The sequence below is a fragment of the Streptosporangium sp. LJ11 genome, assembly GCF_051918945.1.
Taxonomy (GTDB): Bacteria; Actinomycetota; Actinomycetes; order Streptosporangiales; family Streptosporangiaceae; genus Streptosporangium.
Genome location: NZ_JBPXMB010000005.1, coordinates 292,153 through 311,796, shown reverse-complemented (window position 1 = coordinate 311,796; position 19,644 = coordinate 292,153). Strand labels below are relative to the sequence as shown.

Annotated in this window: 22 protein-coding genes; 11 read left to right on the top strand and 11 right to left on the bottom strand. The window is 71.7% G+C overall.

Annotated features, from left to right (window positions below; genetic code table 11):
• Positions 1–180 precede the first annotated feature (180 nt).
• The 6 genes from ACTOQ3_RS10415 (at position 181) to ACTOQ3_RS10390 (ending at position 5,096) form a co-directional block, all read left to right on the top strand.
• Positions 181–483: an urease subunit gamma gene (locus tag ACTOQ3_RS10415; protein WP_362677318.1), complete on the top strand. Its 303-nt coding sequence runs from the start codon at positions 181–183 to the stop codon at positions 481–483.
• 88 nt (positions 484–571) lie between these two features.
• Positions 572–898, top strand: coding sequence for an urease subunit beta (locus ACTOQ3_RS10410; protein WP_435287046.1), 327 nt, complete (start codon positions 572–574; stop codon positions 896–898).
• Positions 888–2,603, top strand: a complete 1,716-nt coding sequence (locus ACTOQ3_RS10405) for an urease subunit alpha (RefSeq protein WP_440083130.1) — start codon at positions 888–890, stop codon at positions 2,601–2,603. The genes ACTOQ3_RS10410 and ACTOQ3_RS10405 overlap by 11 nt, the downstream gene beginning before the upstream one ends.
• Positions 2,604–2,689: 86 nt before the next feature.
• Positions 2,690–3,550, top strand: a complete 861-nt coding sequence (locus tag ACTOQ3_RS10400; protein ID WP_440083129.1) for an urease accessory protein UreF — start codon at positions 2,690–2,692, stop codon at positions 3,548–3,550.
• A 27-nt stretch (positions 3,551–3,577) separates the two neighbouring features.
• Entirely contained in the window at positions 3,578–4,246 is a 669-nt protein-coding gene (gene ureG, locus ACTOQ3_RS10395) for an urease accessory protein UreG (protein WP_440070107.1), read from the top strand.
• 4 nt (positions 4,247–4,250) lie between these two features.
• Entirely contained in the window at positions 4,251–5,096 is an 846-nt protein-coding gene (locus ACTOQ3_RS10390) for an urease accessory protein UreD (RefSeq protein WP_440083128.1), read from the top strand.
• 111 nt (positions 5,097–5,207) lie between these two features.
• Here the strand turns inward: ACTOQ3_RS10390 and era are convergent, their stop codons facing one another.
• The 7 genes from era to ACTOQ3_RS10355 all read right to left on the bottom strand — a co-directional run bounded on the left by era (position 5,208) and on the right by ACTOQ3_RS10355 (position 11,164).
• Positions 5,208–6,128, bottom strand: coding sequence for a GTPase Era (gene era, locus ACTOQ3_RS10385; protein ID WP_440083127.1), 921 nt, complete (start codon positions 6,126–6,128; stop codon positions 5,208–5,210).
• 17 nt (positions 6,129–6,145) lie between these two features.
• The gene (locus ACTOQ3_RS10380) at positions 6,146–6,478 is read right to left on the bottom strand and encodes a cytidine deaminase (protein ID WP_440070110.1); all 333 of its coding nucleotides are present in this window, start codon (positions 6,476–6,478) and stop codon (positions 6,146–6,148) included.
• Positions 6,479–6,671: 193 nt separating this feature from the next.
• Positions 6,672–7,196: a hypothetical protein gene (locus tag ACTOQ3_RS10375; protein ID WP_440083126.1), complete on the bottom strand. Its 525-nt coding sequence runs from the start codon at positions 7,194–7,196 to the stop codon at positions 6,672–6,674.
• 544 nt (positions 7,197–7,740) lie between these two features.
• Entirely contained in the window at positions 7,741–9,042 is a 1,302-nt protein-coding gene (locus tag ACTOQ3_RS10370) for a hemolysin family protein (RefSeq protein ID WP_440083125.1), read from the bottom strand.
• Positions 9,039–9,521 (bottom strand): rRNA maturation RNase YbeY, encoded by a 483-nt coding sequence (gene ybeY, locus ACTOQ3_RS10365; RefSeq protein WP_344742683.1) that lies wholly within the window; start codon positions 9,519–9,521, stop codon positions 9,039–9,041. The genes ACTOQ3_RS10370 and ybeY overlap by 4 nt, the downstream gene beginning before the upstream one ends.
• Before the next feature lie 132 nt (positions 9,522–9,653).
• The gene (locus ACTOQ3_RS10360; protein ID WP_440083124.1) at positions 9,654–10,721 is read right to left on the bottom strand and encodes a PhoH family protein; all 1,068 of its coding nucleotides are present in this window, start codon (positions 10,719–10,721) and stop codon (positions 9,654–9,656) included.
• Between the two features lie 92 nt (positions 10,722–10,813).
• The gene (locus ACTOQ3_RS10355) at positions 10,814–11,164 is read right to left on the bottom strand and encodes a histidine triad nucleotide-binding protein (RefSeq protein WP_440083181.1); all 351 of its coding nucleotides are present in this window, start codon (positions 11,162–11,164) and stop codon (positions 10,814–10,816) included.
• A gap of 284 nt (positions 11,165–11,448) precedes the next feature.
• On the opposite strand from ACTOQ3_RS10355, the gene ACTOQ3_RS10350 reads away from it, so the two are divergent.
• Positions 11,449–11,928, top strand: coding sequence for a SigE family RNA polymerase sigma factor (locus tag ACTOQ3_RS10350; RefSeq protein WP_043655278.1), 480 nt, complete (start codon positions 11,449–11,451; stop codon positions 11,926–11,928).
• On the top strand, positions 11,925–12,626 hold the full coding sequence (locus ACTOQ3_RS10345; protein WP_440083123.1) for a hypothetical protein: 702 nt from the start codon (positions 11,925–11,927) through the stop codon (positions 12,624–12,626). The genes ACTOQ3_RS10350 and ACTOQ3_RS10345 overlap by 4 nt, the downstream gene beginning before the upstream one ends.
• 180 nt (positions 12,627–12,806) lie before the next feature.
• Here the strand turns inward: ACTOQ3_RS10345 and ACTOQ3_RS10340 are convergent, their stop codons facing one another.
• The 3 genes from ACTOQ3_RS10340 to hrcA form a co-directional block, all read right to left on the bottom strand.
• On the bottom strand, positions 12,807–13,538 hold the full coding sequence (locus tag ACTOQ3_RS10340; protein WP_440083122.1) for a 16S rRNA (uracil(1498)-N(3))-methyltransferase: 732 nt from the start codon (positions 13,536–13,538) through the stop codon (positions 12,807–12,809).
• A gap of 108 nt (positions 13,539–13,646) precedes the next feature.
• The gene (gene dnaJ, locus ACTOQ3_RS10335) at positions 13,647–14,786 is read right to left on the bottom strand and encodes a molecular chaperone DnaJ (protein WP_440083121.1); all 1,140 of its coding nucleotides are present in this window, start codon (positions 14,784–14,786) and stop codon (positions 13,647–13,649) included.
• A gap of 14 nt (positions 14,787–14,800) precedes the next feature.
• Entirely contained in the window at positions 14,801–15,814 is a 1,014-nt protein-coding gene (gene hrcA / locus ACTOQ3_RS10330) for a heat-inducible transcriptional repressor HrcA (RefSeq protein WP_440083180.1), read from the bottom strand.
• A 182-nt stretch (positions 15,815–15,996) separates the two neighbouring features.
• On the opposite strand from hrcA, the gene ACTOQ3_RS10325 reads away from it, so the two are divergent.
• The 3 genes from ACTOQ3_RS10325 to ACTOQ3_RS10315 are packed head-to-tail and all read left to right on the top strand — an operon-like array spanning position 15,997 to position 18,355.
• On the top strand, positions 15,997–16,746 hold the full coding sequence (locus tag ACTOQ3_RS10325; RefSeq protein ID WP_440083120.1) for a hypothetical protein: 750 nt from the start codon (positions 15,997–15,999) through the stop codon (positions 16,744–16,746).
• 58 nt (positions 16,747–16,804) lie between these two features.
• Positions 16,805–17,629 (top strand): DUF3097 domain-containing protein, encoded by an 825-nt coding sequence (locus tag ACTOQ3_RS10320; RefSeq protein ID WP_440083119.1) that lies wholly within the window; start codon positions 16,805–16,807, stop codon positions 17,627–17,629.
• 33 nt (positions 17,630–17,662) lie between these two features.
• Positions 17,663–18,355: a DUF4870 domain-containing protein gene (locus ACTOQ3_RS10315; protein ID WP_440083118.1), complete on the top strand. Its 693-nt coding sequence runs from the start codon at positions 17,663–17,665 to the stop codon at positions 18,353–18,355.
• 24 nt (positions 18,356–18,379) lie between these two features.
• Here the strand turns inward: ACTOQ3_RS10315 and hemW are convergent, their stop codons facing one another.
• Positions 18,380–19,591 (bottom strand): radical SAM family heme chaperone HemW, encoded by a 1,212-nt coding sequence (hemW, locus tag ACTOQ3_RS10310; RefSeq protein WP_440083117.1) that lies wholly within the window; start codon positions 19,589–19,591, stop codon positions 18,380–18,382.
• Between the last annotated feature and the right edge of the window lie 53 nt (positions 19,592–19,644).

Below are 19,644 nucleotides of genomic sequence, written 5' to 3'. Positions count from 1 at the left end.
TTTTTTATCCCGACATATCACCAAATTTCGTGATATCTGCTTCAAAATGCGGCGGCATACCCGCAGGAAAGAACGCGTCGAGGAGCGCTTCTTCCCCGTTCGCACCACTCGCGGCACCTGGAAACCGGCACGACATCGACGCGCAACATCATGGAAACCGTCGGTTCCTATGGTCCGGGAATGCGGCTCACACCACACGAGCAGGAACGCCTGCTCATCCACGTCGCCGCCGGTGTCGCCCGCGACCGCAGGTCACGGGGCCTCCGGCTCAACCACCCCGAGGCCACCGCGATCATCGCGTCCTTCCTCATGGAGGGCGCCAGGGACGGGCGCACCGTCGCCGAACTGATGGACGCGGGCCGCAAGGTGCTGTCCCGCGACGACGTCATGGACGGGGTGCCGGAGATGTTGTCGTCGGTCCAGATCGAGGCCACCTTTCCCGACGGCACCAAGCTCGTCACCGTCCACCAGCCCATCCCGTGAGCCCCGGCCGATCCCGTGAGAACCAGCCGCCCCGCGCACGCGGGCGATCCGCGACACGCCCTGCCGCACCCAGGAACGGTGAACGCCGATGACACCCGGTGAGATCCAGTACGGCGACGCGCCCATCCCGCTCAACCCGGGCCGCGAGCGCGTCACCGTCCGCGTCGTCAACACCGCCGACCGGCCGATCCAGGTCGGCTCGCACTACCACTTCGCCGCGTGCAACCCGGGTCTGGAGTTCGACCGCCAGGCGGCCTGGGGCACCCGGCTCGACGTCCCGGCCGGCACGGCGGTGCGCTTCGAGCCCGGCGTGGAGCGCGACGTGACCCTCGTACCGATCGGCGGGCTGCGGATCGTCCCCGGTCTCCGCCCGGAGTGGGCCGGACCTCTCGACGGGAGCCCCAGTGTTCATTGAACGGTCCCGCTACGCCGCGCTCTACGGCCCCACCACCGGCGACCGGATCAGGCTGGCCGACACCGACCTGCTCATCGAGGTCACCGAGGACCTCTCGATGGGCCCGTCGGGGGCGGGCGACGAGGCCGTCTTCGGCGGCGGCAAGGTCATCAGGGAGTCGATGGGCCAGGCCAGGACCACCAGGGCCGAGGGCTCGCCCGACCTGGTGATCACCGGCGCGGTGATCCTCGACCACTGGGGCGTGGTCAAGGCCGACATCGGGATCAGGGAAGGCCGCATCGTCGCGATCGGCAAGGCGGGAAACCCCGACACCATGGACGGCGTCCACCCGGACCTGGTCATCGGCCCCTCGACCGAGATCCTCGCGGGCAACGGGAAGATCCTGACCGCCGGCGCGATCGACTCCCACGTCCACCTGATCTGCCCGCAGATCCTCGACGAGGCCCTCGCCGCCGGGGTGACCACCGTCGTGGGCGGCGGCACCGGGCCCGCCGAGGGCACCAAGGCCACCACCGTCACCGGCACCTGGTATCTCGCCCGGATGCTGGAGTCGCTCGACTCCTACCCGATCAACGTCGCGCTGCTCGGCAAGGGCAACACGGTCAGCCGCGAGGGTCTGCTCGAACAGCTCCGCGCCGGGGCCTCGGGTTTCAAGCTGCACGAGGACTGGGGCACCACCCCGGCCGCCATCGACGCCTGCCTGTCGGTCGCCGACGCCACCGGTACCCAGGTCACCATCCACACCGACACCCTCAACGAGGCCGGGTTCGTGGAGTCGACGCTGGCGGCGATCGGCGACCGGATGATCCACGCGTACCACACCGAGGGAGCGGGCGGCGGCCACGCGCCGGACATCATCCGGGTCGCCTCCTACGGCAACATCCTGCCGTCCTCGACCAACCCGACCCGCCCGCACACCGTCAACACGCTCGACGAGCACCTCGACATGCTGATGGTCTGCCACCACCTCAACCCGTCCATCCCCGAGGACCTGGCGTTCGCCGAGTCACGGATCCGGCCGTCCACGATGGCGGCCGAGGACATCCTGCACGACATGGGCGCGATCTCGATGATCGGATCGGACTCCCAGGCGATGGGCCGGGTGGGCGAGACGATCATCCGTACCTGGCAGACCGCGCACGTGATGAAGCGCCGCCGCGGCGCGCTGCCCGGCGACGGCCCGGCCGACAACCTCCGCGCCCGGCGCTACGTCGCCAAGTACACGATCTGCCCGGCGACGGCCCACGGCCTGGACGGCGAGGTCGGCTCGGTGGAGACCGGCAAGCTGGCCGACCTGGTCCTGTGGGACCCGGCCTTCTTCGGCGTCAAGCCGGACCTGGTGGTCAAGGGCGGTGTCATCGCGTACGCCCAGATGGGCGACGCCAACGCGTCCATCCCGACCCCGCAGCCGGTCATGCCGCGCCCGATGTTCGGTGCCGCCCCGGTCACCGCCGCCGCCACGTCGGTCCACTTCGTCGCCCCCCTCGCGCTCGAGGATGGCCTCGCCGACCGCCTGGCCGTGCGCAGGCGCCTGCTGCCGGTGGCCGACGTCCGGCGCAGGGGCAAGGAGAGCATGCCGCTCAACGACGCCATGCCCAGGATCGAGGTCCACCCCGACACCTTCGCCGTCAGCGTCGACGGCGAGGTGATCGAACCCGCCCCCGCCGAGACCCTGCCCATGACCCAGCGCTACTTCCTGTTCTGACCGGCTCCTGATCGACCGCCACGCCGTCTCGTCCGGCCGGCCCCGTCGAGCCGGTCTCGTCCAGCCGAAAGGAGACCCCGTAGCGCATGAACGCCGCGTTGCTGCTCCTGGCCGACTCCCGGCTGCCCGCCGGGGGTCACGGCCACTCCGGGGGCGCCGAGGAGGCGGTCAGGATCGGCGCGATCCACGACCTTCCCGGCCTCGCCGCCTTCCTGCGGGGCCGCCTGGCCACCGCGGGCCTGGTGACGGCCGCCCTCGCCGCCGCGGCCTGCGAGCTCGGCGCGGCCCACCTCTCCGCGAGCCCTCCGCCCCCGGCGGACGGCCCGCCGACGGAGGTCCCCGCGCGGACGAACGGCGTCGCCCCCGCTCCCGCTCCCGCGCACGGTTCCGCTCCCTCGAACGGCTCGTTCCCCCATCCGGAGACGGGCCGTTCCGGGTGGGTACGGCTGGACGCGGAGGCCGATGCCAGGATCTCCTCTCCCGCCCAGCGGGAGGCGAGCCGCACGCAGGGCAGGCTGCTGCTGCGTACCTCGCGGAGGATCTGGCCCTCCCCCGTGCTCGACGCCCTGGCCGGGGCCGTGTCCCAGGTCGTCCACCACCCGCTGGCGCTCGGCGCGGTGGCGGCCGTGGCGGGGTGCTCGCCCGCCGAGGCCGCCCTCGCGGCGGCCTACACCTCCGTCACCGGACCCGCCACGGCGGCGGTGCGGCTGCTGGGCCTCGACCCGGTCGCCGTCCACCGCCTGCTCGCCGATCTCGCCCCGGCCCTGGAACGGGTCGCGGCCACCGTCCCCGCCGGGAAGGCCCCGCGGTCGCGGGACTCCCAGGAGCCCTGGAATTCCCGGGATTCTAGGGATTCCTGGGAGTCACTTCCCGCGCACGCCGCCCCCGCGCTCGACCTGCTCGCCGAACAGCACATCCGCGCAGATCTGAGGCTTTTCGTCTCCTGACGACCACCTGGAAGGACGGTGACCCCCATGGGCGCCAACCACGACGACCACCATCACGCCGCCGACCCTCACGGACGAGCACTGCGCCTGGGCATCGGAGGGCCCGTCGGCAGCGGCAAGACCGCGCTGACCGCGGCCCTGTGCCGGACACTCGGCCCCTCGATGCGCCTGGGCGTGGTGACCAACGACATCTACACCACCGAGGACGCCGACTTCCTGCGCAGGGCGGGCGTGCTCGACCCGGAGCGGATCGTCGCCGTGCAGACCGGGTGCTGCCCGCACACCGCCATCCGCGACGACATCGCGGCCAACCTCGACGCGGTGGAGACCCTGGAGGAGCGGTTCGGCCCGCTCGACCTGGTGATCGTGGAGAGCGGCGGGGACAATCTCACCGCGACCTTCAGCAGGGGCCTGGCCGACCGGCAGATCTTCGTGCTGGACGTGTCGGGCGGCGACAAGGTCCCGCGCAAGGGCGGCCCGGGCGTGACGACTGCCGACCTGCTCGTGGTCAACAAGACCGACCTGGCCCCGATGGTCGGCGCGGACCTCACGGTCATGTCGCGCGACGCGGCGGCCGTGCGGGAGGGCAGGCCCGTGCTGTTCACCTCGATCAGGGAGGATCCGAGCGCGCACGCGGTCTCCGAATGGGTCACCGGACTGGTCGAGTCCTGGGCCCACGAGCACTCCAACGCCTGACCCCATGCCCGTCACCGACTCCGCCCCGGTTCCCGCCCCCGTACCCGTCCACAACGACGTCCCCACACCCGCACGGTCCGTACGGCCGGAGCCGGGGCCGGCCGGGCGGCGGTCGATGAGGGCGCGGGCGGCGATCGTCACCCGCCGGGACCCCGGCGGCCGGACCGTCCTCGCCACGATGCGTTCGGGCCCGCCGCTCACGGTGCGGGCGACCGCGCCGGGCCGGGTGCACCTGGTGTCCACCGCGGCGGGTCCGCTGGGCGGCGACGACCTGGCCCTCGACATCGAGGTGGCGCCGGGAACCTCGCTGGAGGTGCGGTCGGTCGCGAGCACGCTGGTGCTGCCCGGCTCCACGGGGGCCGAGTCGATGATGACGATCACGGCCAGGGTCGGCGCGGGCGCCTCGCTGCGGTTCGCGCCGGAGCCGACGGTGCTCGCGGCGGGCTGCCTGCACCGCGCGGTCGTCCGGCTGGACCTGGCGGAGGACGCGCGGGTGTTCTGGCGCGAGGAGATCGTCTTCGGCCGGTACGGCGAGCGGCCGGGACGCTGCCACTCGCGCTTCGACGCCGTCCTCGGCGGGATGCCGCTGCTCCGCCAGGAGTTCGTGGTGGGCGACCCGGAGATCGACGGCAGCTCCGCCGTCTACGGCGACGCCCGCTGCGTGGGCAGCACCCTGGTCACCGGACGGGCACCGGAGACGGTGGTCGGGGACGGCTGGGCCGTCCTCCCCCTGGCCGGCCCCGGCACCCTGGTCTCCGCACTCGGCCGGGACGCCGTCGAACTGCGGCGGCGGCTCCGGCACGGCGAGGAGGCGACCACCCTTGACGGCGCGGGGCCGGACTCCTGGTGACGGAACCGCCCTTGAAGGGGTGGAGCCGGACTCCTGGTGACGGAACCGCCCTTGAAGGGGTGGAGCCGGACTCTCGGTCGCGGAACCGCCCTTGAGGGAGCGGCCGGGCCGTCAGTCGTAGAAGCCCAGGCGGCGGAGCTGCTTGGGGTCGCGCTGCCAGTCCTTGGCGACGCTGATGCGCAGGTCGAGGTAGACGCGGGTGCCGAGGAGCGCCTCGATCTGCTGGCGGGCGCGGCTGCCGACGTCCTTGAGCCGGGAACCCTTGTGCCCGATCACGATGGCCTTCTGGGACGGGCGCTCGACGAACATGTGCGCGTAGATGTCGAGGAGGTCGTCGCGGCCCTCTCTCGGCATCATCTCGTCGACGACGACCGCGATCGAGTGCGGCAGCTCGTCGCGCACGCCCTCCAGGGCCGCCTCGCGGATCAGCTCGCCCACCAGCACCTGCTCGGGCTCGTCGGTGAGCTGTCCCCCCTCGTACAGCGGCGGGCTCTCCGGGAGTCGCTGGACCAGCACGTCGGCCAGCACGTCGAGCTGCTCGCCCGACTGCGCGGAGACCGGGACGATGTCGTCGAAGTCGGCGAGCTGGGAGATCGCGAGCAGCTGCGCGGCGATCTGCTCGCGGGTCGCCAGGTCGCACTTGGTCACCACGGCGACCACCGGGGTCTTCTTGATGCCCGCGAGCTTCTCCGCGATGAACCGGTCACCCTTGCCGATGGGCTCGTTGGCGGGCACGCAGAAGCCGATCACGTCGACCTCGGTGAGGGTGGAGAGCACCAGGCTGTCCAGCCGCTCGCCCAGGAGCGTGCGCGGCCGGTGCAGACCCGGCGTGTCGACGATGACGAGCTGGGAGTCGGGGCGGTGCACGATGCCACGGATGGCCCGGCGGGTCGTCTGGGGCTTGGAAGAGGTGATCGCCACCTTCGTGCCGACCAACGCGTTCATCAGCGTGGACTTGCCGACGTTGGGCCGGCCGACGAAGCAGGCGAAACCGGCATGGAAATCAGCAGCTGAGGAACTCACGTCAACCATTGTCGCCGATGCCGGGCTCAGCTCTGACGCGGTGTCCCGTCGGGACCGGCCACGAGCACGGTCTCGCCGCCCAGATCGCGGACCGCCGAAGTGTCGGCGTCGGAGGGACCGTCACCCGCCGTGACCAGCGCGGCGGCCTCCAGCGACTCCGCTCCGCTGGACACGGCCATCGCCACGGCGACCTGGAGCGCCGACAAGGTCAGAGACGGCAGTGCCACATTGGTCGCCGAGTAGGTCCGGCCGGTCTCGTCCCGCACGGCGGCCCCTTCGGCGGCACCGTTGCGGGCACGGGCGGAACGGGCCAGCACGATGATCTTCTTGTCCTCGGGATCGAGGGTCGCGTCACTCACGGCACAAGGGTATTCAGCTCCCGGCCCCCACGGCGACCCGGCCTCGCCCAGGCGGAGATCCCCTTGGAACAGCGGCACCCCGGCGACCTCCCCCAGGCGGTGCTCACCCGGACGGGGCTCACCCGGACGGTGACCTCCCAGAGGGTGACCCCTTCGCCGGACGGTGGCCTCCCACAGCCCGGACGGTGACCTCTCACGCGCCGACCTCGCCGACCAGCAGGCGGGCGAGCTGCCCGGTACGCGCGGCGTCGACGTCCCTGACCCCGGCGTGCACCAGCGAGATCAGGGTGTGGCCGCTGAGGGCGAACACCAGGTGGATCTCGTACGGGTATCCGTTCAGCCTGCCGTTCAGCCGCCTGGCCTGCACCCCCTCACCGACCGGGCCCAGGTCCAGATCGGAGACCCTGAAGGCGGTGCCGCGCCCGGCGGCGGGGGCCCGCGCGACCGGGCAGCCGCCCAGCGCCTCGGCGAGCTCGCCGAAGTGGAGCGCCGCGTCGTCACCGCCGTAGGAGGCGAGACCGAACCCGGCCAGTTCCCCGACCCCGTCACCCTGATAGGTCACGGCGGCCCGCGCTCCCAGCGCCCGCTGCGGCGGCCTGCCTCCGGCGGCGTCGAGGACGAGCCTGCAGTCCTCGTCGACGGCCCGGAAGGGGGCGCGCCAGCCGTTGCGCGGGCGGGCCGAGAACCCGTCCGGCAGGTCCCGCGCCTCGCTGAGCACCCCCCGCAGCCGGTTCAGCTCCGCGGCGCGGTCCGTGGCGTCGTGGGGCCCCGCCTCACCGCCACACCCGGCCGAAATGCCCGATAAAAGCCCACATAGCACCGCAAAAACGACAAAGTTCGTTCCCCGTGCCATGAGCATTCCCCCGACGTCATGGGCGAGGCGTCCCGTCCCCACCGACTCGTTTTCTTCCCCGTCGGCAAAAGCGGCAATCATTCAATAAACGCCCAAGGGTGCCCTCAACCGCATTTCACGGTCGAGAACACCCTTGAGCGAGTGACGCAGAACAGCCTCGGAGCCCTGCGTGACTCTGTCTCCCCCTGAAGCCGATCCCCCGCACCGCGAACCCCTCCGGGCGCCGGGACCTTCTCCACCGGCCCCCGCGCGACCGGGTGCCGTGAGAGAAGCATCGCGCGCCCCGCTTGCAGGAGGCTTGCGGACGGCTTGGGAACGGATCGGCCCACCGGATCCACCCACCGGGTCGGCCGACCCGGATCCGCCCGTCCCGGGCGCTCCCCGGGCCACCGCGGCGGCCCGGGAGCCCTCACTGGTCGGCGGAGGCCGAGACCGAGTCGGGCTCGGCGGGAACGGCCCTGGTGACGAGGACCGTACCGATCCGGTTGCGGCGACCGGCGAGGCTCTCGGCCGTCAGGCTGAGCCCCTCGACCACCGCCTGGGAACCGGCGATCGGCACCCGGCCCAGCGCGTGCGCCAGCAGCCCGCCGACGGTCTCGACGTCGTCGACCTCCAGCTCGATGCCGAACAGGTCCTCCAGGTCGCCGACCGGGAGCCTGGCGGTCACCCGGACCGCGCCGCCCTCCAGCGGCTCCACCCTGGGCGCCTCCTGGTCGTACTCGTCGGCGATCTCACCGACGATCTCCTCCAGGATGTCCTCGATGGTGACCAGGCCGGCCGTGCCGCCGTACTCGTCGATGACGATGGCCTGGTGGATCTGGCGGGCCTGCATCTCGCGGAGCAGCTGGTCGATCGGCTTGCTCTCCGGCACGTAGGTGGCCGGGCGCATGAGGGACTCCACCGGCTCGGCGCGTCCCTCGTCGCCGGTGTCCTGCACCCGGCGCGCGATGTCCTTGAGATAGGCGATGCCGATGACGTCGTCCTCGTTCTCGCCGACCACGGGGATCCGCGAGAAACCGCTGCGCAGGGCGAGCGACAGGGCCTGGTTCAGCGTCTTGCCGCGCTCGATGAACACCATGTCGGTGCGGGGCACCATGACCTCGCGGACCAGGGTGTCGCCGAGCTCGAAGACCGAGTGGATCATCTCCCGCTCGTCGGGCTCGATGACCCTGCGCTCCTCGGCCAGGTCGACCAGGTCGCGCAGCTCGGCCTCGGAGGTGAAGGGCCCCTCGCGGAAGCCCTTGCCGGGCGTCACCGCGTTGCCGAGCAGGATGAGCAGCTTGGGCAGGGGCCCGAAGATCCGGGTCAGGCCGTAGACCAGGGGCGCGCTGGCGAGCGCGATCGGCTCCGCGTGCTGGCGGCCCAGCGTGCGCGGAGAGACCCCGACGATCACGTAGCTGACGACGATCATGACGGCCGCCGCGGCGGTGTAGGCCCAGCCCTGGTCACCGAGCCAGTCGATGAACAGCAGCGTGGCGATCACCGTGGCGACCAGCTCGCAGCTCAACCGGAGCAGGAGCAGCAGGTTCAGGTAACGCGGCGGGTCGGCGACGATGGCCTGCAGGCGCTCCGCGCCCCGGCGGCCGTCGCGGACGAACTCCTCCGCGCGAACCCTTGAGATGCGGGTCAGGGCCGTCTCCGCGCTGGCGATCAACCCGCCGACCACGACGAGGACGACGGCCGAGAACAACCACCCGTTGGCGAAGTTCACCGCTGGGGGCGCACCTCCCGCCACGATTCCAGAAGCTCGCCCTGCAGGCCGAACATCTCCTTGTGCTCCTCGGGCTCGGCGTGGTCGTAGCCGAGCAGGTGGAGGATGCCGTGCGTGCACAGCAGCTCCAGCTCGGCCTCGGTGCCGTGCCCGGCCTCGGCCCCCTGCTTGGCGGCCACCTGCGGGCAGAGCACCACGTCGCCGAGGAGCGCCGGGTCGGTGGGCGCGTCGCCCTCCTGCCTGGCACCCGCGCCGGGACCGGGACGCAGCTCGTCCATCGGGAAGGCGAGCACGTCCGTGGGGCCCGGCTCACCCATCCACTGCTCGTGCAGCACCGACATGGCCTCTTCGTCGACGACCAGGATCGACAGCTCGGCGAGCGGGTTGATGCCCATCCGCTCCAGCACGTGCCCCGCCAGGGAGACGATGAGCCCCTCGTCGATCTCGACGCCGGACTCGTTGTTGACCTCGACGCTCATCGGCCGTTCCCCGCTCCCCGCCCGCCGCGCGACCGGTTCGTGCCACGCGACCCGATCCGCTTCCCGCGCCGGAGCCGCTCCGTGCTCATCGCTCGCCCACCGCTTCTCGACCGGCCGCCGGCCCGTCCACTCTCATGATCTCCCCCGGGGGCGCTGCTTGACCACGCCCTTGATCTGCTCCACCGCGCTGCTCTGGCGCTGCGTCTCGTCGTAGCGCCCGTATGCGTCCACGATGTCTCCCACCAGCTTATGCCGCACCACGTCGGCACTGGTCAGGCGACTGAAGTGGATGTCGGAGATGCCGTCGAGGATGTCCTGGACGACCCTGAGGCCGCTCTGGGTGCCGTTCGGCAGGTCGACCTGGGTGACGTCACCGGTGACGACGATCTTCGAGTTGAAGCCCAGCCGCGTCAGGAACATCTTCATCTGCTCCGGCGAGGTGTTCTGCGCCTCGTCCAGGATGATGTAGGCGTCGTTGAGCGTACGGCCGCGCATGTAGGCCAGGGGGGCGACCTCGATCGTGCCCGCGGCCATCAGCCTGGGGATCGAGTCGGGGTCGAGCATGTCGTGCAGCGCGTCGTAGAGCGGACGCAGGTAGGGGTCGATCTTCTCGTAGAGCGTGCCGGGCAGGAATCCCAGCCGCTCGCCCGCCTCGACCGCGGGGCGGGTGAGGATGATCCTGTTGACCTTCTTCTCCTGGAGGGCCTTCACCGCCTTCGCCATGGCGAGATAGGTCTTGCCCGTGCCGGCCGGTCCGATGCCGAAGACGACGGTGAACTTGTCGATCGCGTCGACGTAACGCTTCTGGTTCACGGTCTTCGGGCGGATGGTCCGGCCCCGCGAGGAGATGATGTCCAGGGAGAGGACCTCGGCGGGCCGGTCGGAGGTCATCCGCAGCATGGCGATGCTGCGCTCGACCGCGTCGGCCGTGAGCTGCGCGCCCCCGCGGACGAGTTCGGACATCTCCTCGAAGAGCCGCACCACGGTGCTGCTCTCCTCGGGGCTGCCGGTGACGGTGATCTCGTTGCCCCGGACGTGGATGTCGGCGCGGAAGGCGCCCTCGATGACGCGCAACAGCTCGTCGCGCGAGCCCAGCAGGCTGACCATCGACTGATCGTCCGGAATAACCACCTTCGCCTGGGTCCGGCTGGCACCCCGGGACCGCGGCGGCGTTCTGCTGGAATCGTTTGTCTCGGACATGAGCGGGCCTGACGGCCTGTTCGCCTCCAGATATAGGCGCGGAACTTCACCGCCATGCTAGCCGCGATCGCCAGGATCGCGCCTACCGGTTTTCAGCCGGGCGGCCACCGCAGGCCGCGCCCGCCGAGCACGTGTCCGTGCACGTGGAAGACGGTCTGGCCGGCCCCGGGCCCGGTGTTGAACACCAGCCGGTAGCCCGACTCTGCGACCCCCTCGCGCAGGGCGACCTCGTGCGCGGCCTTGATCACCTCGTCGGCCAGGCCGTGGTCGGCGGCGGCCAGGGCGGCCGCGTCCCGGTAGTGGCCCTTGGGGATCACCAGCACGTGGGTCGGCGCCTGGGGATCGACGTCGCGGAAGGCCAGCGTGCGATCGGTCTCGTAGACGATCTCCGCGGGAATCTCCTTGGCCACGATCCTGCAGAACAGGCAGTCGGCTTCGCTCACCATGACAGGCACCATACCGTCGAGGACGTTGCGAATCGGTGATGGTTCCCGTCCGCAAACAAAGATCCGCCCAGATATGGTGGGTGTGCAAAACTTCAACCACGACAGCCCTTTGCGCGCAGCAATATATGGCCGCCTGGCGAGGACACGACTGGGTCATGCCCCCTAATGAACCGGAAGAGCGTAAACCCTCTGGGAAGGCCAAGCGTCCCACTGATGTGACCACCGAGACCCTCGTGGCCGACAGGTCGCTCGGGGCGGTGCCCGTCGGATGGGATGCCGACATGGCCGTTACCGCGCTCTACAGCGCGCACTATCGGTCTCTTGTCCGTCTCGCCGTCTTACTCGTCCGCGACATGGCAACCGCGGAGGAGGTCGTGCAGGACGCGTTCGTCGCCATCCATGGCGCCTGGCGCCGACTGCGCGACACCGACAAGGCACTGGCCTACCTGCGACAGTCGGTCGTCAACCGATCACGTTCGGTGCTTCGGCATCGGGCGGTCGTCGAGAAGTACGCGCCCAAGGGCATGCCCGACGCGCCGAGCGCCGAGAACGGGGCGATCGGCGAGTTCGAGCGTTCCGCCGTCATCGAGGCGCTCCGCGGGCTGCCCGCACGCCAGCGGGAGGCCCTGGTGCTGCGCTACTACGGAGACCTGTCCGAGGCGCAGATCGCCCATGCGATGGGCATCAGCAAAGGCGCGGTCAAGAGCCATACGGCTCGCGGCATGGCCGCCCTACGAACCTCACTGGAGCAACTGTCATGACCGACTCCCCGGATGAGTACGGCGAGCTGCTTCGCCGCGCGCTCAGCGCGGAGGCGAACTCGGTCGTTCCCTCCCCGGACGGGCTGGAGGTGATCCGCGGCCGCATCGAGCGGCGCGGGATCCGCCGGCTGGTGTGGTGGCGCGCCGGAGCCTCCGTCGCCAGCGCGATCCTCGTCGCGGCGGCCGTCGTCATGGTGGTTCCCCAGTTCCGCGAAGAGGTGGGCCGCCAGGTGAGAACCGAATGGGTCAACTTCACCGCGTCGACCCCTCCCGTCGACGGGTCCGCCACCTCGCGTCCCCCGGCGCCCTCCTCGCAGCCGCCGTCCGTCCACGCCCCGCTTCCGGCCGCCAGCAGGTCGGATCCCGGCGCCACCATGCTCTCGCCGAGGCCCGCACCGTCCAGGAGCGCGGCGCCCAGCACGCGGCCGACCTCCAGGCCCGACCCGGCGACGACGGCTCCCCGGCCGACGCCGACGCCGACCCCCACCTGCCCCATCCCCCTCGACAGCCCCACCGTCGAGCCCAGCGGGGTCTTCAGGAGGTGCGAGGAGATCGAGGCGACACCGACGCCGACGAAGACGAGGCCGGCTCCCTCGGAGAGCCCGTGCTCGCCCGACGAGTGCGCGCCGTCGGGCGACGCCTCGCCCCCCATGCCGACGGAGGCGAGCACCCCGGCTCCCGTCCCCACCCAGAGTTAGCGCGGTGACCGGTCACGGCGAGCCCTGACCGGTCCTCTCCTCGTCACCCACTCGCGGGGGCGGGTCTCCGGGGGCCTCACGGACACTCCCCGGTGGCCTCACGCTTCCCGGGGCCTCACGACACGGATTCGCCGGGACCGGCGACCGCCGAGGGGTGACCCGCCGCGCACCGGCGGGATGTCACCAGCGGCCGCTGCGCGTCTGGAGCACCGCCGCCGCGACGACCCCGGCGGTCGAGGTACGCAGCACCGTCGGCCCGAGCAGCGCCGGCACCGCCTTGGCCTCAAGGAACGCGGCGATCTCCTCGCCCGAGACCCCGCCCTCGGGGCCGACCACCACGACGATGTCACCACCGGCGGGAAGGGGCAGGCCGGACAGCGGGGCGGCGGCCTCCTCGTGCAGCACCACGCCCAGCGCCGCCGCCGACAGCAGGCCGGCGACCTTCGCGGTGGACGCGAGCTCCGTCACCTCCGGCAGGTGGAAACGGCGCGACTGCTTGCCCGCCTCGCGTGCCGTGGACCGCCAGCGGGCCAGCGCCTTGGCCGCCCGCTCGCCCTTCCACTGGGTGACGCACCTGGCCGCGGCCCAGGGGACGATCACGTCGACCCCCGCCTCGGTCATCATCTCCACGGCCAGCTCGCCCCGGTCGCCCTTGGGCAGGCCCTGGACCACGACCAGGCGCGGTGACGGCACGGGCACGTCGTGGCGGCGCAGCACCTCGACCCGGAGCGAGTCCCTGCCCGCCTCGGTCACCACGCACTCGGCGACGGAACCCGCCCCGTCGGTCAGGTCGAGCCGCTCCCCCGCCCGCAGCCGCCGTACGGCCGCCGCGTGGCGCCCCTCGGGACCGCCGAAGACGAACGCCGGCCTGGCCAGGTCGGCGGGGTCGGCCAGGAAGACCGGGACGGTCATGGGCCGTCGGAGCCGGCCCGGCCCGGGTGACACACCCCCGGGACGGCCTGGGCGGGACGCCCCGGCCGCGGTCGGGCCAGGCCGCGAGGTGACCGGGCTCGGGCCGGGTCAGCGGCCATTGAAGGCGTCCCGCAGGCGGGAGAAGAAGCTCTGCTGCCCGGGGGCGAACTTGCCCGGCGGGCGCTCCTCGCCGCGGAGCCTGGCGAGCTCCTTCAGCAGCTCCTCCTGCTCGGCGTCGAGGCGGGAGGGGGTCTCCACGTTCACGTGGATCAGCAGGTCGCCGCGGCCCGTCTCGTTCAGGCGCTGCACGCCCCGCCCGTAGAGCGGGATCGTCTGCCCCGACTGCGTGCCGGGACGGATGTCGAGGTCCTCGGCGCCGTCGAGCGTCTCCATGGTCAGGATGGTGCCGAGCGCGGCCGCGGTCATCGGGATCTGCACGGTGCAGTGCAGGTCGTCGCCGCGCCTCTCGAAGATCTCGTGGGGACGCTCGACGATCTCCAGGAACAGGTCGCCGGGCGGGCCTCCCCCCGGGCCGATCTCGCCCTCGCCGGCGAGCTGGATGTGGGTGCCGTCCTCGACCCCGGCCGGGATGCGGACCTTGATGGTCCGCCGGGTGCGGACCCGGCCGTCGCCGGAGCACTCCTGGCAGGGGTTGCGGATGATCGACCCGAAGCCGCCGCACTGGGGGCAGGGGCGGGAGGTCATGACCTGGCCGAGGAAGGACCGGGTGACCTGGGAGACCTCACCCCGGCCGTGACACATGTCACAGGTGTCGGGGTGGGTGCCGGCGGCCGCGCCGGAGCCCGTGCAGACCTCGCAGACCACGGCGGTGTCGACGACCAGCTCGCGGGTCGTGCCGAAGCCCGACTCGCGCAGGTCGAGCTCGACCCGGATGGTGGCGTTGCGCCCGCGTCGGGCACGGGAGCGGGGACCCCGGCCGCCGCCACCGGCCGCGCCGAAGAAGGCGTCCATGATGTCGCTGAACGGGAAGCCTGCGCCGAAGCCCCCGGCCCCCGCGCCGCCGCCCGAGGCGAACGGGTCGCCGCCCATGTCGTACATCTGCCGCTTGCTGGAGTCGGACAGGACCTCGTAGGCCTGCGTGATCTCCTTGAAGCGTTCCTGGGTCTCGGGGTCGGGGTTGACGTCGGGATGCAGCTCGCGCGCCAGGCGTCGGTACGCCTTCTTGATCTCTTCCGCACTGGCGTCGCGGCGCACCCCGAGGGTGCCGTAGTAGTCGCTCTTAGCCACTTTTCGTTGACCTCTTATGATGCAGCCAGGATCTGGCTGACGTAGCGTGCCACCGCGCGCACCGCGCCCATCGTGACCGGGTAGTCCATTCGCGTCGGGCCCAGCACACCGAGCCGGGCCAGTTGCTTGTCCCCAGAACCGTATCCGGCGGCGACGATGGACGTGCCCTGGAGTCCGGTGTAGGGGTTCTCCGAGCCGATCCGCACGGTCAGCGCCGAAAGGTCGGAGGTCTCACCGAGCAGTCGCATGAGCACGACCTGCTCTTCCAGAGCCTCCAGCACGTCGCGGAGCCCGACGGTGAAGTCGGCTCCCGCGAGGTTGGCGGCTCCGGCAAAAACGATCTTCTCATCGTGCCGGTCCACCAGGGACTCCAGCAGCACTGACAGGATAGTGGCAGCGAGCGGCCGGTCTTCCGCGGGCAGCCGCTCCGGCAGGTCGGCGACCTTGTCGGGGACGCTGGTGAGCCCGCACCCGTCGAGGGAGGCGTTGAGCATCGCGCGCAGATGGGCCACGCGCTGCTCGTCGACGACGTGGGGCAGCTCGATCACGCGCTGCTCGACCCTGCCGGTGTTGGTGATGAGCACGAACATCAGCCGGCGCTCGCTCAGCGGCACCAGCTCGACGTGCCTGACCGTCGAGTGGGTCAGCGTCGGGTACTGCACCACGGCGACCTGCCGGGTGAGCTGGGCCAGCAGCCGCACCGTCCTCATGACGACGTCGTCGATGTCCACCGCGCCCGCGAGGAAGCTCTCGATGGCCTTGCGTTCCGCGCTCGACAGGGGTTTCACCTGCGAGAGGCGGTCGACGAAGAGCCGGTAGCCCTTGTCGGTGGGCACCCGGCCGGCGCTGGTGTGGGGCTGGGCGATGTAGCCCTGCTCCTCCAGCACCGCCATGTCGTTGCGGATCGTCGCCGGGGACACCCCCAGGTTGTGCCGGTCCGCGAGGGCTTTCGAACCCACCGGCTCGTTGGTGGACACGTAGTCCTCGACGATGGCGCGGAGCACGGCGAGCTTGCGGTCGTCGACCAACGTGGTCACCTCCCTGCCTGCGTTCAGAGGGAAACACGAGGTTTGGCACTCTGTGTTCCCGAGTGCCAAGTGTACGGCCCCGGTGCGGAAGGCGCGATAAGCAAGAGCTGCGGATGATGACGGCAAGCCGTTGTCAAGTCAACTGCTATCGCGATCCAAGCGGCACCCATCAGAATTCGGTCATGTCCAACGATTTCGGTTCTTATCCGGGTGACGCCTCCCGCGGCCCCGGTCACGGCGGCCCCCAGCAGCCGTATGGCCAGCAGCAGTACGGCCAGCAGCCTCCCTCGTACGGTTACGCGCCTCCCGGTTACGGCGCCCCGCAGGGACCGCCGCCCCCCGCCGGGAAGATCAAGCCCGGCATCGGGTGGATCGTCGGGGTCTGGCTGCTCGCCCTGGTCAGCGTCATCGTCGGCATCGGCGGCTTCGCCGGCGGCCTCGTCGGCGCGGTCACCGACGCGGCCCCGACGCAGACCTTCGCTCCCGGCGAGGCCAAGACGGTCACGATCGACCCGGCGGACAAGCCTGCGATCTACGTCGCCACGGGCGGGCCCACCCGGTTCGAGTGCACGCTGAAGGGCGGCACGGGCACCCCCAGGCTGCAGAAGCCGGACCTCCAGCAGACCGTCGCGGGGTCCGACGGGGTCACCTGGGAGATGGGCCTGCGGGTCGGCGTGGACCAGGCGGGTGACTACCAGGTCCAGTGCTCCGCCGATCCCGCCGAGGGCACCAGGTTCGGCGTGGGCAAGGAGCTCGCCGCCGAATCGCTGGTGGGCGGGGTGGTCGCCCTGTTCGTGATCCCCGGCGTCGGGATCCTGCTCGCCATCGTCGTGACGATCGTCGTACTGGTGAAGCGCGGCAACGCCCGCAAGCGCCGGGCCGCCGCGGTGCCGGTGGGGCAGTGGGGACAGCCGGGACCCTACGGCAGGTGACGGTGGTGTTTGCTAGCGTCCCACCTGATCCCCGGCGAGAGAGGGTGGGCGGTCGGTGATGTACGAGCGTGACGTTCTGGCGGGAGACTGGCGGCGCCCGCGCAGGGGGACGATCCCCCAGGTGCCCGCGGAGCTCGACCTGGTCGTCGAGGACGCCGACGGCGGCTTCTGCGGCGCCGTGGTGGCCTGCGACAAGGAGGCCGTCACCCTGGAGGACCGCTTCGGGCGCCGGCGGGTGTTCCCGCTGGAGCCGGCCGCGTTCCTTCTGGAGGGCAAGGTGGTGACGCTCGTACGGCCCGCCGCGGCACCGCGCGGTCCCCGGCGGAGCGCGTCGGGTTCCATCGCGGTGGAGGGCCTGCGGGCCCAGGTCGCCAAGGAGAGCCGGATCTACGTGGAGGGCGTGCACGACGCCGCGCTCGTGGAGAAGGTCTGGGGGCACGACCTGCGGGTCGAGGGCGTGGTCGTGGAGTACCTGGAGGGGGTCGACCACCTGCCCTCGATCGTCGAGGAGTTCGGCCCGGGGCCGGGGCGGCGGCTGGGCGTGCTCGTCGACCACCTGGTCCCCGGTTCCAAGGAGAGCCGGATCGCCGCGCAGGTCTCCTCACCGCACGTGCTGATCGTCGGGCATCCGTTCGTGGACGTCTGGCAGGCGGTCAGGCCGCACGTGCTCAAGATCCCCTCCTGGCCCTCGGTGCCGCGCGGCGTGCCCTGGAAGGAGGGCGTCATCGCCGCGCTGGGCTGGAACGTGGAGCCCGGCGCCGCATGGCGCCACATTCTCGGATCGGTCACGACATATGCCGATCTAGAGCCCGAGCTCCTCGGCCCCGTCGAGGAGCTGATCGACTTCGTGACGGTTCCCGGCGAGGACGGCCAGCCCGTCTGACCCGTCAGGGCCGTCAACCCATCAGGAGGGGACATGAGCGAGAACCCCGAGGACCCGCCGGGCGACGACCGGACGCGGCGCATCGGCGATCCCCCGCCCGGCCACACGTGGCCGGGCCAGGGTGCCCCGCCTCCCGGCCAGGGCTACGGAGTGCCTGACCAGGGGTACGGGCAACCCGGTCAGGGGTACGGGCAACCCGGCCAGGGCTACGGGCAGCCGAGTCAGGAATACGGGCAGCCGGACCCGAGGTACGGGGGCTACCCGCCGCCCGCCTCACCGTACGACGCGGGCGGTTACCAGAGCGGCCCCACGGGCGGCCACCAGCCCGGATACTCCCAGTACGGCGCGTACGGCGCGGCACAGGGATACGGCTACCAGGCTCCGCCGGGCACGTACGGACCGCGGCCCGGCAGCGACGACGCCACCATGTCGATGCTCGCCCACCTGCTGGGCCTGCTGACCTCCTTCGTCGGGCCGCTGGTGCTCTATCTGGCGAAGAAGGACGAGTCGCCCTACGTGCGCGACCAGGCCGCCGAGGCGCTCAACTTCCAGCTCACAGTGCTGATCGTCTACTTCGTCTCCTGGATCCTGGCGTTCGTGCTCATCGGTTTCGTGCTGATGTTCTTCCTGTGGGTCGCGTCGATCGTCATGGCGATCGTCGCCGCGGTGGCGGCCAACCGGGGAGAGAGGTACCGCTATCCGATGAACATCCGCTTCGTCAGCTGACCTGTCCGGGCCCGGGGTGGAGCCTCAGGTGAGGTCGCGGACCAGGGCGTCGGCCAGCAGGCGGCCGCGCAGGGTGAGCACCGCGCGGCCCGCCTTGAACGGCTCCACCTCCAGCAGGCCGTCGGCCAGCGCGCGGGCGACCACCGGGGGGCGTTCCAGCTCCCGGAGCGGGAAGCCCCGGGCGAGCCGCAGCTCCAGCATCAGCCGTTCCACCGCCCGGTCCTGAGGGCCCAGCACCTCGCGCGCGTGCGCGGGCGAGGTGCCCGCGGCCAGGCGCTGGGCGTAGGCGGCGGGGTGCTTGACGTTCCACCAGCGGGTGCCGCCGACGTGGCTGTGCGCCCCGGGGCCGACGCCCCACCAGTCGCCGCCGGTCCAGTACAGCAGGTTGTGCCGGCAGCGCCCGGCCTCCGAGGTCGCCCAGTTGGACACCTCGTACCACTCGAACCCCGCCTCGGCCAGCATGGCGTCGGCGATCAGGTAACGGTCGGCGGCCACGTCGTCGTCGGGCATCGGGAGCTCGCCGCGCCTGATCCTGGCGGCCAGCCTCGTCCCGTCCTCGACGATCAGCGAGTACGCGGAGACGTGGTCGGGGCCCGCCTCGATCGCCGCGGCCAGCGACGCGCGCCAGTCGTCGTCGCTCTCCCCGGGCGTGCTGTAGATCAGGTCGAGGTTGACGTGGTCGAACCCCGCCTCCCTCGCCTCCCGTACGGCCCGCGCGGGGCGGCCGGGGGTGTGGCGGCGGTCCAGCACCTGGAGCACGTGCTCGCGGGCGCTCTGCATCCCGAAGCTCATCCGGTTGAACCCGCCCGCGCGCAACTCCGCCAGGTAGGCGGGATCCACCGACTCGGGGTTGGCCTCGGTGCTCACCTCGGCGCCGGGGGCGAGCCCGAACTCCTCCTCGATCGCCCGCAGGATCCGTACAAGGTCGCCGGCGGGGAGCAGGGTGGGGGTTCCCCCGCCGAAGAACACGGTCTCGACGGGGAGGTGCGCGGCGCCGAGGTTGGCCCGCGCCCGTCGCACCTCGTCGACGGCGGTGTCCGCGTAGTCCTTCTGCGACGCGCCGGGACCGAGCTCGGACGCCGTGTAGGTGTTGAAGTCGCAGTAACCACACCGGGTCACGCAGAAGGGGACGTGGACGTAGAAGCCGAAGGGGCGCTCGCCGAGCCCGGCGAGCGCGCTCTCCGGGAGCTCGCCCGAGGCGGGCGCGGGGTCCCCGTCGGGAAGTGTGGATGGCACGCCCCAAGTCTGCCGCCTCCTCCGCGATGCCCGGTACGCCGAGGATCCGGTGC

Coding starts and splice junctions, on each gene's coding strand:
- ACTOQ3_RS10415 (WP_362677318.1), top strand. CDS start 181: ATGCGGCTCACACCACACGAGCAGGAACGCCTGCTCATCCACGTCGCC.
- ACTOQ3_RS10410 (WP_435287046.1), top strand. CDS start 572: ATGACACCCGGTGAGATCCAGTACGGCGACGCGCCCATCCCGCTCAAC.
- ACTOQ3_RS10400 (WP_440083129.1), top strand. CDS start 2,690: ATGAACGCCGCGTTGCTGCTCCTGGCCGACTCCCGGCTGCCCGCCGGG.
- ureG (WP_440070107.1), top strand. CDS start 3,578: ATGGGCGCCAACCACGACGACCACCATCACGCCGCCGACCCTCACGGA.
- ACTOQ3_RS10390 (WP_440083128.1), top strand. CDS start 4,251: ATGCCCGTCACCGACTCCGCCCCGGTTCCCGCCCCCGTACCCGTCCAC.
- era (WP_440083127.1), bottom strand. CDS start 6,128: ATGGTTGACGTGAGTTCCTCAGCTGCTGATTTCCATGCCGGTTTCGCC.
- ybeY (WP_344742683.1), bottom strand. CDS start 9,521: ATGAGCGTCGAGGTCAACAACGAGTCCGGCGTCGAGATCGACGAGGGG.
- ACTOQ3_RS10360 (WP_440083124.1), bottom strand. CDS start 10,721: ATGTCCGAGACAAACGATTCCAGCAGAACGCCGCCGCGGTCCCGGGGT.
- ACTOQ3_RS10350 (WP_043655278.1), top strand. CDS start 11,449: ATGGCCGTTACCGCGCTCTACAGCGCGCACTATCGGTCTCTTGTCCGT.
- ACTOQ3_RS10345 (WP_440083123.1), top strand. CDS start 11,925: ATGACCGACTCCCCGGATGAGTACGGCGAGCTGCTTCGCCGCGCGCTC.
- ACTOQ3_RS10340 (WP_440083122.1), bottom strand. CDS start 13,538: ATGACCGTCCCGGTCTTCCTGGCCGACCCCGCCGACCTGGCCAGGCCG.
- ACTOQ3_RS10325 (WP_440083120.1), top strand. CDS start 15,997: ATGTCCAACGATTTCGGTTCTTATCCGGGTGACGCCTCCCGCGGCCCC.
- ACTOQ3_RS10320 (WP_440083119.1), top strand. CDS start 16,805: ATGTACGAGCGTGACGTTCTGGCGGGAGACTGGCGGCGCCCGCGCAGG.
- ACTOQ3_RS10315 (WP_440083118.1), top strand. CDS start 17,663: ATGAGCGAGAACCCCGAGGACCCGCCGGGCGACGACCGGACGCGGCGC.